The 12,312-nt window shown below is 59.6% G+C and carries 10 protein-coding genes; 3 read left to right on the top strand and 7 right to left on the bottom strand.

Translation table 11 applies throughout. The features are described 5' to 3' along the window. Both DBR23_RS32210 and DBR23_RS01725 read right to left on the bottom strand, forming a co-directional pair. A partial coding sequence (locus tag DBR23_RS32210) for a universal stress protein (RefSeq protein ID WP_158276410.1) occupies positions 1–154 on the bottom strand: 154 nt, incomplete at its 3' end. A gap of 79 nt (positions 155–233) precedes the next feature. Then, positions 234–1,184 (bottom strand): site-specific integrase, encoded by a 951-nt coding sequence (locus DBR23_RS01725; protein ID WP_158276409.1) that lies wholly within the window; start codon positions 1,182–1,184, stop codon positions 234–236. Positions 1,185–1,996: 812 nt separating this feature from the next. Between DBR23_RS01725 and DBR23_RS01720 the strand changes: the two genes are divergently transcribed. Continuing rightward, positions 1,997–3,037 (top strand): AraC family transcriptional regulator, encoded by a 1,041-nt coding sequence (locus tag DBR23_RS01720; RefSeq protein ID WP_108497104.1) that lies wholly within the window; start codon positions 1,997–1,999, stop codon positions 3,035–3,037. A 159-nt stretch (positions 3,038–3,196) separates the two neighbouring features. Here DBR23_RS01720 and DBR23_RS01715 read toward each other — a convergent pair whose 3' ends face one another. The 5 genes from DBR23_RS01715 to DBR23_RS01695 form a co-directional block, all read right to left on the bottom strand. Next, a complete protein-coding gene (locus DBR23_RS01715) occupies positions 3,197–3,793 on the bottom strand; it encodes a TetR/AcrR family transcriptional regulator (RefSeq protein ID WP_108497103.1) in 597 nt (198 codons plus the stop codon). A gap of 456 nt (positions 3,794–4,249) precedes the next feature. Beyond that, positions 4,250–5,284 (bottom strand): zinc-binding dehydrogenase, encoded by a 1,035-nt coding sequence (locus DBR23_RS01710; RefSeq protein ID WP_108497102.1) that lies wholly within the window; start codon positions 5,282–5,284, stop codon positions 4,250–4,252. A gap of 113 nt (positions 5,285–5,397) precedes the next feature. Then, on the bottom strand, positions 5,398–6,267 hold the full coding sequence (locus tag DBR23_RS01705) for an NmrA family NAD(P)-binding protein (protein WP_108497101.1): 870 nt from the start codon (positions 6,265–6,267) through the stop codon (positions 5,398–5,400). A gap of 638 nt (positions 6,268–6,905) precedes the next feature. Next, a complete protein-coding gene (locus DBR23_RS01700) occupies positions 6,906–8,465 on the bottom strand; it encodes a long-chain-fatty-acid--CoA ligase (RefSeq protein WP_108497100.1) in 1,560 nt (519 codons plus the stop codon). A 757-nt stretch (positions 8,466–9,222) separates the two neighbouring features. Beyond that, a complete protein-coding gene (locus DBR23_RS01695; protein ID WP_108497099.1) occupies positions 9,223–9,906 on the bottom strand; it encodes a TetR/AcrR family transcriptional regulator in 684 nt (227 codons plus the stop codon). Positions 9,907–10,250: 344 nt separating this feature from the next. Here DBR23_RS01695 and DBR23_RS01690 point away from each other — a divergent pair, with 344 nt between their 5' ends. Continuing rightward, positions 10,251–11,033 (top strand): enoyl-CoA hydratase/isomerase family protein, encoded by a 783-nt coding sequence (locus DBR23_RS01690; protein WP_108497098.1) that lies wholly within the window; start codon positions 10,251–10,253, stop codon positions 11,031–11,033. A gap of 198 nt (positions 11,034–11,231) precedes the next feature. After that, entirely contained in the window at positions 11,232–12,203 is a 972-nt protein-coding gene (locus DBR23_RS01685) for a nitronate monooxygenase family protein (protein ID WP_108497097.1), read from the top strand. The last annotated feature ends 109 nt before the right edge of the window (positions 12,204–12,312 follow it).

Genomic DNA, 12,312 nt, shown 5'->3' with positions numbered 1-12,312 from the left:
GGGGTACGTCGACGCCCCTCATCGCGGCCGGATCTGGAAAGGCATGAAGGAAGGTAATCTTCGCGCCCAGCCGCTCCGCCAATTCGATCGCGGCGGTCATGTTCTCATCCGATGCCGACGTTCCATCAACAGGTACCAAAAAATGCTCATACATACTGGGCATCCATCAGACGAGACTCCAGAAGGAGTAGCCTGGGCCGCGGCGCTGAATCGGCTTCATCAATCTCCCCTGCTTACACCAGATCGCGCGTCAGCTCTTCCATCGCGTGCTGTCGGCGTGGAAACTGTTCTCTCACCGCGCTACGTTCGGCGATTCCCAACAGCAGGCCCACCTGCGCCTCATCCGCACCTCTGGTGTAAAGGCGATCGGCCACCGTATGCCGCGCAGTCAGCGCTGTGACCTGCTTGAACTCAGCGTAGCGGAACAGCTTGCGATAGGTTTCCTGGATGCCGCGGCACAGAAAACGGCGCTGCCCAGCCTCGCCATACGGCGTGATTTCGAAGCCCTTGCCGCTGGCGGACAGGAACAGGCGGCTACCCGGAGCCAGGCCGCGATATTGACCTTCGACTCCGAGGCCAGCCCCGCGCCGAATCCGATCCGCGAGATAGGCGTCCAAGGCTTCGTCCAGACGTGCGCTGTGAAAATACAGGGGCCGCGCACGCGAAGTAATAGACACATCCTCACGCAGCACTGAGACCCTGCGCACGCCGCCTGCAAGATCCAAATAGTCCCGAATCTCCAGACGCGCGATTTCAAGTGGCCGGGCACCGATCGCAAACAACATGTAGTACAGCGCCAGATCCTCCAGAGGGTGCTGGCTGCGTCCCCGGATTCGCAACGCTCCTGCCGCGATCTCCATTTCACTCAGAATCGGGATGTTCCTGGCCACTGGCTCGGCAGGAGGCTCAAGGCAGTCAAGCGCCGACAGCAGAGCGGCACGATGCAGACGCAGTCTCCGAACGAACGCCGCGCCATCCTCGTTCAGCCCATCAATTCCTGCGTTGCTGGCGAGGTGGGTCGCCACAGATTTGATGCGTTTCTCAACCGCCGTGCGGGACACTTCGTGCAGCGCCGCCACGGCATCATAGGTCGCGCCATCGAGCACGGCGCGCAGCATCGCAATGGACAAGTCCCACGATGGACGCGGATGCCGGAGATCGTCGGAGAGTTCCTGCTCTTGCACGCCGCGCGCCCCTTTCAATGCGACAGTTCCATGAACGCATCCTGACGCTCCACGGCGTGCCACGCCAGCCGAAATCGCATTGGAGTCCAGGGGATTTCGACTCTAAGCACTTGAGCCCTGCTCACTCCGGTAATCCGATCAACGAATCCTGGACACCCGGAACAGAGGCCCTGCCAAAGCTTCGTCGCCGACAGACTCCGCCTGCCACTGCCAGTCTTGAACCTCTCTGAGAGGTGCTGCGAAGCGCATCGCTCAATACAGAGCCTATAAGCCGCTGCTCTGGACATGGCGGCTGAGCACTCGAAAACGGTTTACCTCAACGAACTAGCGGCACCTTGCCGACGATCGGAGGTACGTTGAGCAACTCACCATACTTCGCCAGGACTGATGCATCAACTTCATCGGTCTCGGTGAAGTGGGCAGACAATGCACTTGATACCTCTCGGTTACTGCAATTTGCTGTTCGCGCCGCAAGGGCCGCGCGAAGCTCAAACAGGCAAAGGCGAAGCAAGGCCATAGCTCTGATCGGCTCAGACAGCTGCCACTATCTCGGACATGGTCACGACCTGATCAGCGCGGTGCCATGCGAATGGCGCCATCTACCCGGATGTGGCAGCATGAGCGTGTCTCCTTGTATGTTGGCTTCCGACCCCGCACCTGGCGTTCCGCACAGCGCCACTGCCGAAGTGTTTGGGGAATGCGACAATCGTAATAATTGGCCCCTGCAAGGGCGATGACGGATTGCCTCAATCAACTGATAAATAACTTCTTTCGGCCCGTGCGACCGGCGTTGGCCCCTTCGATCACACGCCATGCTGCAACCCGTCTTCACCGCTCCCATCTTTGCCGTGCATGGCCTGCTGGACGGGGCACGCGGCAAGGGGCTGGCCACGCAAGAATGGCTGGAGGGCGTGCTGGGGCGCGCAGGCATCAGCGAATCGCTGCTGGAGCTTGAGGATTCGCGCGTCACCGTGGAGCAGTTCAACGCGCTGTTTATCGCCGTCAAGGACAGCCTGAACGACGAGTGCCTGGGCTACCTGCATGGGCGGCCCATGCTCCCGGGCAGCTTCGCGCTCATGGTGCGCAGCGCGTTCACTGCCCATTCGTTGTCATACGCCCTGCGTCGCCTGAGCGAATCCTTCGCCCTGCTGCAGGACGACGTGGCGCTGGTGCCGGTGACCGAGGGCACGCTGGGGGGCATCGCGCTGGAAATGCGCGGCGGCCAGGGGGCGCATGCCGACTTCCTGCACGCACATCTGCTGCGCGTGTTCTGGCGCCTCCTGGTGTGGCTGCACGGCGGCCGACTGGTGCCGCAGCGATTCGACTTCAATTTTGCGCCGCCGCTCCATGCGATGAGCTACGGGCGCATCTTTTCCGGCACGCTGTGCTTTGGACAGCCGCGCACCGCCGCCTGGTTCGACGCCGACGCCTTCACACAGCCGGTGCGGCGCGATAGGGACGCGCTGCAGTCCTTCCTGCGCGCTACGCCCGGCAACGTGGTGGGGCCGTACCTGAACGAGCGCAGCGCCAGCGCGCGGGTTCGCATGGTGCTGCAGCGGGCCAGCCCCGAATGGCCCGACCTGGCCGTCACCGCGCAGCGCCTTCACATGTCGGTGAGCGCGCTGCAGCGGCACCTGGCCTCCGAGGGCACTTCCTTCCAGGCGCTCAAGGATCAGTTGCGGCGCGACATGGCGATCGTGCGCCTGACCAGCAGCGAAACCTCGCTCGTCGCCATCGCAGCCGACCTGGGCTTCACCGACAGCACCGCCTTCCAGCGCGCATTCAAGGTCTGGACCGGCAGCGCGCCGGGAGCTTACCGTGCCCGCTCGCGCAGCGGACAGCGCCCTGCATAAAGGTATCTGACCAATTCCGGCACGGCCACGGAACCGTGCAAGTCGCAACTACTCACCCGTAAGCGACGCGGCACTCCGTTGCTGGCCAAAAAACCTCCGTCAATAACCCCATGAAAGGACCTTGCTGCAAGGTCTGGCAGATGCGGCAGGCTCCATGCACTACCTGCCCTCTATCGTCAAGCGAACGCCCTCGTTGAGTTCATCTCGAAGTTGTTGGGTGGTGATGTCCCCGGTACGCCAGCTCGACAGGTTCCATGCAGTCACTGCGGTCAGGATGGAGATGATGCCCTCTGCATCCCGTTCCGGGACACCATGCAAAGCGCCTATGAAAAGTTGCCGAAGACGTTGCTCAAAATCAAGCCGCATGGTGAGGATTGCGGGTTGCTTCAATGCGCGCGTGACCAGATAGGCGTCCCACATATGCGGTGCCTGTTCAAACACGTCACAGAAGACGCCCATACCCGCCCTCATCCTGGCGCTATTGGTACGAGCCCTCTTCATGCTTGCCTCGAGCGCTGCGATATAGCCGGAATGCCAATGCAGATATGCGGCGGAGAAGAGCACTTCTTTAGAGCCGAAATAGCGATAAATAGTGGCCAACGAGACATCGGCTGCGTCCACCACATCCCTGACTTCCACTGCACCAGCGTTCTTCAACAGAAGGTCTAGCGTTACATCGACAATCCTCTGGCGTCGCTCTTGTTGATAGGAGGGAAGACTTTCAACGTCCGGTACCGTGCGCTCACTCTGATTCATTCAATCCCCATCCTGTTCACTGTTGACACCTTGAAAGGCACGCTGAGCATTGTGCCGCGCATTGAGTTTAGATGTCAGGACTTACGCAGCCGTCATTCCCGCGAAGGCGGGAATCCAGCGGCAGCACTGAAGCGGAGAACTGGATTCCCGCCTTCGCGGGAATGACGAGGTGCTTATTGCGTAAGTCCTGGAGGTATTCGATTTCATTGGCCTCTTGCCCGCCAGATTGAGCACGTCCAACCGCAGCAGCGCATGGAAGCCGTCACGAGCCGCCCGTCGCTGCTGATGGAGGTGAGCCAGGCGGCCACGGTGGCTCATGTTCATGTACATGACCGTTCATTCGCTGGAACGCGCGAGCAGCCCGCCGTTCGCACGAGTGAAGAGATGAAAACGGGGCGAGGGGTTCTGGGGGCTACCCGAAACCCTCGCCCCGTTCTGTGGCGGCAGCGCCTGGCGTCAACCGCGATTGAGCTGCAGCAGGACGTAGCCCAACGTGCCATTCTCAACCAGCGTCTGCGCCTCGACGACCTTATCGAGCGGGAAGGTCGTACCGATCCGCGGGCGCAGCTTGCCCTTGGCCATGAGGTCGAGAACGGCCTCGGAATGGGCCTTCATCTCGTCTGGAACCTCGCCGAGACCGATCGCGCCGAAGTAGCGCACGGCAGGCCACCGCTTCGAGTACACGACGGGCTGCAGCAGATCGACGCCGGCGTCACCCTTCTCCAGGTTCAGCACCAGGATCGTCCCGAAAGGCGCGAGAGTCTCGAAATACTTGCCGAATTCGTCGCCCCCGATGTGATCGACGATCATGTCGACACCTCGGCCGTTGGTCAGCTCCAGCACCCGGGCATGCACGTCCTCAGTGCGGTAGTTGATGGTGTGGTCCGCACCCGAAGCCCGTGCAAACTCCGCCTTCTCATCGCCGCTGACGGTACCGATGACGGTGATGCCGAGCGCTTTGGCGACCTGGACGAAGCCGGTGCCAAAGGCGCCGGCCGCGCCAATCTGAAGGAGCGTTCCGGGCAACGCACCGGGGTGCTTCTGGTCAGCGCGCGGCTTGCCGCCATAGCCCTCGCGGAGCGCGCACCAAGCCATCGCGTAGTAACCAGCCGTCGCGGCATCGTCGAGATCGACGCCTTCCGGAACCACGACGAGCTTATGGGCGGGAACGACGAGCTTCTCGCGACCGAACCCGCGGCCCTCGTCACCAGGGCTGGTCAGCATCGTCACCAAGTACACCGGCTGGCCGACCGACACATTCGTGACGCCCTCGCCCAGCTTCTCCACGACGCCAGAGCCTTCCCAGCCAGGAACGGCGGGCAGGAACTGCGGCCAGGGGTAGAAGCCACGGCGGTAGTTGACGTCGGCTCTGCCGATGTCCACCGCATGGGTGCGGACGAGCACCTCACCCGGACCGGGTACCGGATCGGGCACTTCGTGGATCTTGATGACGTCGGGTGTCCCGAGCTCTTTGAAATATGCTTCTTTCATAGCGATAGTCCTCTTTTGGTGTTCAAGGTTCGCGGTAGATCGCCGCGCAGCCAGTGCTCATCAGTATGGTTTTCCGACTGGGAAGGTGCTTGTGCCTGAAATCCCAGGACTTCTTACTTGAAGAAACCGATGAAATCGTCAAGAAAGTCATTGATAGAACGCGGCGGGTGACCGGTCATCTTTTCGACGCCATCGCCGGTGTCGTTCATATCGCCCCGCTCGTACATCTGGTAGAGGCCGCGCAGCGCCTTCGCGCCGTAAGCGTTCAGTCCAACGTCGCGCAGATCCTGTTCCGCTTCTTCGAAGGTGTTCTTGACGTACGTGATCGGTCGACCGAGTCGCTGCGAGAGCAGCTCAGCGAACTGTCCGTACGAGATCGGTGCCGGGCCCGTGATGAAAACGATCTCGTTCTTGTGCTGGTTTTTGATCAGCACCGCTGCCGCCGTGTCGATCACATCACGCCCGTCAACGTACGCGATGGTGTTCGTCGCGGTCACCGGGGCCACGATCTTCGAATCCTTCTTGACCATCTCGCCGAACTTCAGGATCAGCGTCTGCATGAAGGTGCATGGGTAGAGGAGTGTGTAGGGCACGCCGACCTTCGCGAGGTACCGATCGGTAGCACCGTGATCCTGAGACAGCAAGCTGATCTCATCGATGTGGTCGGCCGTGTAGCCCGAGAGCTTGGTGATGCCGCGAATCCCGGTCTCTTTGGCCACATCGATGATCTGCTTCTGCAACTCAACCATCTCGGCCACCACCGGAGTCACGATGAACAGTTGATCGCAGCCGGTCATGACTCGGCGAAGATCCTCGCGGTTGGTCATGTCGCCAACGACGATTTCCACTCCGGGAACTTCACGCCGCAGGATCTCAGCGCTTTTTTCGGTGTGTGCGAGGCAGCGGACGGATTGTCCGGCAGCCACGAGTTGCTTGGTCATGGGGAGGCCAAGCTGGCCAGTTGAACCCAGAACACAGATCATTGCTTGCTCCTTTTAGAACTTTACGTGAACGGTCGCCGCCGGATGCGGCAATCAGAGGCTATGCACTTCTAGGTAGTGCATTTTTCAAATAATACAGAATCAGATTCTTGTTATGATCTGGTAGAAACCCTTGCTGACTTCATGTCAGCAGCAACGATGCACCGACGCTGCCTCCTGTATTCACGGTCAACATAGAGAAGGTGGCGTGCGCCAACTTCGGTACCATTTGTCGCTACTTCGGGACACTGCGATGCTGCCGCTCAGATTCATCGAGCACTGGTTTCGCAGCTTGCACTGGCATGTCATCGATCCGCTGACGGACGAGAATCCGAGCCGTTCGCGAACGCCTTGCACGCTTCGATGACGCGAGGTTTCCCGTTCTGTGGGAAGCGTCGAATGTTGTGAGGATCGTCTAGTTCAGCGAGCTACTCGACCGATGGAGCGCGCCCCAACCTTTCATCGGTGAGAACGCAAGAAAGCGCTACTGTGCGGCTTCAGCAGTGGGCAAGAACGCGGCGAGCTCCGTACGGACATTCCAAGCGTTGAACTCCCCGGGTTTACTGCCGCTGCGACAAGTAAGTCTTGCATCTTGGTTTGCACCAAGAAAAGGTCGAGGAGATGCGGCCGAGGACGGCGATTCACGCGACCTTGCGCTCGCTCCCCGCCCAGAATGGCTCGCGCAGCGCCGTCTTGAGGATCTTCCCAGCGCCCGACAAAGGCAGCGCATCACGGAACTCGACACTGCGCGGGCACTTGTAAGGGGCAATCAACTGTTTGCAGTGCGCAATCAGTTCTTCGGCCTCGATGGATTGCCCCGGCTTGTTGACCACCACGGCATGAACGGACTCTCCCCATGCATCACTGGGTATGCCGATGACGGCACAACTGGCAACGCAGGGATGCTGGGCCAATGCGTTTTCAACCTCAGCGGAGAAAATGTTCTCACCGCCACTGATGATCATATCTTTGAGCCTGTCGGCAATGAAGATGAACCCGTCGTCGTCCATCCAGGCGCCATCGCCGGTATGCATCCATCCGTCGCGCAAGGCTTGCGCAGTGGCTTCGGGCTTGTTCCAGTATCCCTGCATCACGTTCGGCCCGCGCGCGATCACCTCCCCCACCGTGCCACGAGGCACCTCAGTCCCTGCGGCATCCACAATGCGTAATTCGACACAAAATCCTGCGCGCCCTGCCGCGCGCAGTTTGCCCAGATTGCGCCCCTCAGCGCTGTGGTAGTAAGCCGGATTGATAGTGGCCAAGGGAGAGAGTTCTGTCATACCGTAGGCCTGCGAGAAACCCACGCCGGGCAACGCCTCCATGGCACGATCCAAAACGGCCTCCGAAATCGGCGATGCCCCGTATGTGACCGACTTCAAGGAGCTCAGATCACGCATCTTCTTCATGGTCGGATGATCGACCATCATCTGGATCATGGTGGGCACCAACACCGCATGCGTGACGCGACAGCGCTCGATGGTGTCCAGCACAAGCTCCGGACTGAAAGCGGGCACGATCACATGAGTGTTTCCCTCCAGCCAATGCGCCATGGCCAGCCCCATGTCCGCCAAGTGGAACATGGGGGCTGCATGCAGATAGACGCTTCCTGGGTCGGCCATGCCTGCGGCCCGCACGGCCAAGCCCGAACTGCACATGTTCGTATGACTCAGCATCACCCCTTTGGGAAATCCGGTCGTGCCCCCCGTGTAGAAAATTCCGGCCAAGTCCTCTCCGCGACGCACGGCGTCGGGCACGGGCATGGATTGGGCCAGCAACTGCTCATAGCCCATCATTCCATCAGGCACCGATCCTTCGCCGCAGTAGATTACGTCACGCACTACCAGCGCCTCTGCCCTAAGCTGCTTGACCATGGGCACGAACATGTCGTCGACCAGCAAAATGGTAGACCCGGAGTCATTGAGCGAATAGGCGATCTCGGCGGCAGACCAGCGTATGTTGCAAGGATTGAGCGCGCCGCCCCCCCAGGGCACCGCCATCTGGTATTCGAGGTAGCGATCGGAATTGAGTGCCAACATGGCCACCCGATCGCCCGTTTGCATGCCCATCTGCTGCAACGCTCCCGCCAGCCGTGCGACGCGACGGATGAATTCACGGAACGTATGTTGCCGCTCGCCGAATTGAACGGCGATTCGGTTGGGATGCAGCTGCGCTGCACGGTGTAGGGCTTGCGTCAAGTACATAGATCTGTCTCCTGGTGGCCAGCATGGTTCATGCCTTTTCTTGTCGAGAGAAGCCTAGTAGTTACCGCCAATCGAAGCGATTGCAAAACACGGCTATCGGCTGACAGTTCACATCAACTTGCAGCACCCGCCTCCCCCATGAATGCCTTGCCATTCATGATTTCCATCATCCTTGTGGACAACAAGTTGTAAGGCGCGCGAACGAGAAGATTGAAGGTCGATGCGTTCTTGGACGATGCCGGGATCGCGCCAGAAAGTGGCGCGCGGCGATCAGTTCGGTTCGTTGCTGCGCTTCACCGACCCCACGGCACAATGGCCCTACTTTCTGACAGAGCTGTTGTTGCGCATCCCCTGGAGGCTGGTGGTCGACTGGCCGACGAAAAGTTGCCTGTCGAGCGACTCGACTTTGCCAACGGCCAGACATGTCCACGACGGCTGCCGCGATGCATAGCCTCAGATGCGACCGGCGGCCGAAGGAGCATCATCCCAAGCACTGCAGGAATCTTTGCGTCGCGACGTGAGCGTCATGCGGCTCAATCCACTGCCGACTCGCTGGCTCAACTGGTTCTACTAGATGAGCCCGTGCCGCGCTCCTTTGCTTCCGCCTGATGCGAGAGTGCAGCCAACGCAGCTACAGCCCGACGCGCCAGCCGTGTCAGGCAATGGAGCTCAGCTGCCGACATGAAGTGAAGTGTCTACACAATGGCTGGACTACCAGTCAAGCTTGACAGTCACATACGCCACGTTACGGCGAGAACTAGTCTTCTCCCTGGGGTCGAATGCCTCTGGCCAGAAGACTGATGAACACTTCTGCAACTTGATCACCTGTCAGTGTTCCATCGGCGTGGTACCACTGTGAAATGGAACCGATCGCCCCCATGAACCAGAAGACAGCCAATCTAGCATCGCAGGGGACGATCGAGCCATCTTCCACCCCCTCCTCAAGAATCTTGCGAAGCTGAAGATCGAACTTCCGGCGCCTCAGTGTGATCTTTTTTCGGTCTGCAGGTGTCATCGCAGAGAAATCGTGCAAGATCGCCGGAGCCCCCATCTGGTCCGTCAAGTGCGAGATGTAGTTCTTCATGAACGCAATGATCCGACCGTACCCAGTAGCCTCCGAGGCGATAGCGTCCTTGAGCACCTGATCGCCAATCTTCATTGCCAGTTCATGACACTCGTAGATCAACTCCTGCTTGTTCTTGAAATAGTAGTACAGCGCAGGTTTGCTGACATTCAATGCCTTGGCGATCTCGTCAAGTGACACGTTTTGGGACCCATGGCGGCCAAAGGCCCTCGATGCCTCGGCGATCACGGCCTGCCTTTTCAGCTTGTGCTGCTCGTTAGCGCTGCTGACTGCGTTATTCCACCTAGCGACTTTGGCGGGTCGTGTGGTGCCTACACGCGTCTGCGACTTCGGCTCGGCGTCGGTGGACTGACTCATAAAGATTGGTTTTTTTGCCTTGCGGAAAGGGCAAAGTTACTTAAAGGGGCATGATAGCAAGAGGGCAAGACGCGAACACTTCGCCGCACCCGCACCCTCATCACCAGGCTCCTTCAGCGTACTGCCTCTTCCTTCTCACCCATCGGGTGAGTTTGCTTGATCAGATCCAAGCCTCGCGAGCCATGACATTGCAGCCCGTCAGCTCGAACCAGCTACCGCCATCGATTCTATTTTACTTTAGAGTCAACTCTTTTTCCGTCCAGTAAGGGAAATTACCAGTTCTCACCCTGGACATCGAGAAGAAGAATCCGAGGGTTGCAAAGAAATGCCTGTGAAGGAGAGAGATGCCAGATCCAGTGGTGGTTTCCGAAGTGCGGAATCGGTCTCTGTGGATCCGATTGAACCGACCGGAGGCAATGAACTCGCTCTCGCCGTCAGTGCTAAAAGCTGTCGACAAGGCGCTGGACGAAGCACTTGAACAAGCTGATGTCATGACGGTAGTGCTCACTGGCACCGGTCGTGCCTTCTGCGCAGGTGCCGACCTCAAGTACATCAACGACCAACTGGGCGATCGCGGCACTAGTGGGTTTCTGGAAAGCGTCCAGCGCACCACGAATCGCTTGGATCGATTCCCCAAGCCCATCATCGCCGCGCTCAACGGATTGACTCTTGCCGGCGGCCTTGAGCTTGTGCTGTGCTGCGACTTGGTCATTGCAGCCCGCAGCGCGAGGATTGGCGACGCGCACGCCAACTACGGCCTACTTCCCGGTGGCGGCGCGTCGGTTCGCCTCCCCCGAACCATTGGCCTCACACGCGCGAAATATCTCCTTTACACCGGCGAGTTCGTGACGGCCGAGGAAATGCGGGAGGCCGGTTTGGTCAACCGGGTCGTGGACGATGCGCAACTGGAAGCGACAACCCAAGAAGTCGCGGACTTGATAGCCACCAAGAGTCCACTGGGCCTGCGTCGCATGAAGGCGCTGATAGATGATGGACTCGACCAGCCCGAGGACACGGCACTTCGCCTTGAATCGCTGGCCTCCGAGGTTCACACCCTCAGTTCCGACTTCCGGGAGGGACTGCAGGCTTTCGAGGCGAAACGTCCGCCCCGGTTCACCGGCAAGTGACCCCGCAGCCTAGTCATGAACATGCACCGTAGATACGAGGCACTTCAATGTCTTTTATTCGACGCCTATCGGCTGGTACCAGTTATTCGGACTGTTCCTTTCCGCGCTGCATTGACCCGATTGGCTCATGACTGCCCCGTTCAAGCACGGGCCATAGAAACGACTACTCCATCCCCTCTTACTTCAAGCTAAACCAAAATGAATCTGCAGCAACTCAAGGCGCGTTTGCGCCTACCAGTGATCGCATCGCCGATGTTCATCGTGTCCTATCCCGAACTGGTCATTGCCCAGTGCAAGGCTGGCATCATCGGATCCTTCCCCGCGCTCAATGCGCGTCCCGCGCATGTACTGGACGAGTGGCTGAACCGCATCACCACCGAGTTGGCCGAATACGACCGCCTGCATCCCGAGCAGCCTTCAGCGCCCTTTGCAGTCAACCAGATCGTGCATAAGACCAACGAGCGCTTGCACCAGGACATGGAGCTGTGCGTCAAATACAAGGTGCCGCTGGTGATCACCTCGATGGGTGCGCAGACTACGGTCAACGACGCGGTGCATTCCTACGGGGGCTTGGTGATGCACGACGTGATCAACCAGAAGTTTGCCCGTAAAGCGATTGAAAAAGGCGCCGACGGCCTGGTTCTGGTGGCCACGGGCGCGGGTGGCCACGCTGGTCGCCAGTCGCCCTTCGCCTTGGTTCAGGAGACACGCGCCTGGTTCGATGGTCCGATCGCGCTATCGGGCTCCATTGCCCACGGCTCCTCCATCCTCGCAGCCGAAGCCATGGGTGCCGACTTTGCCTATATCGGTTCGGCGTTCATTGCGACGCAGGAAGCCCATGCGCAGCCCGAGTACAAGAAGGCAGTCATCGAAGGCAGTGCTGAAGACATCGTCTACACCGACTTCTTCACGGGCGTTTGGGGTAACTACCTTGGCCCGTCCATCGTCGCCGCCGGCATGGATCCGCAGAACATGCCAAGTGCTCACCCTTCCGACATGGATTTCGGCGGCCCGGAAGGCGGTCCCAAAGTCAAGGCATGGAAGGACGTCTGGGGCTGCGGTCAGGGCATCGGTGTGCTGCACGACATCCCGTCGGCAGGCGAGTTGATCCAGCGCTTTGCCGATCAGTACCTTGCGGCCCAACAGCGCCTCGACCGACGGGTCGCCTGAGTCACTGTACAACGCCGAAGTCATTCACGAAGACCTTGTTGGGTCAAAGACTCGAATGAGTCATGCTTGACCTTCTGATCGATAGAGGGTGGCACCCATTTTTCCGCTC

It is taken from the genome of Acidovorax sp. HMWF018, assembly GCF_003061035.1.
Classification (GTDB): Bacteria; Pseudomonadota; Gammaproteobacteria; order Burkholderiales; family Burkholderiaceae_C; genus Acidovorax; species Acidovorax delafieldii.
This window is presented reverse-complemented; position numbering and strand designations above follow the sequence as displayed.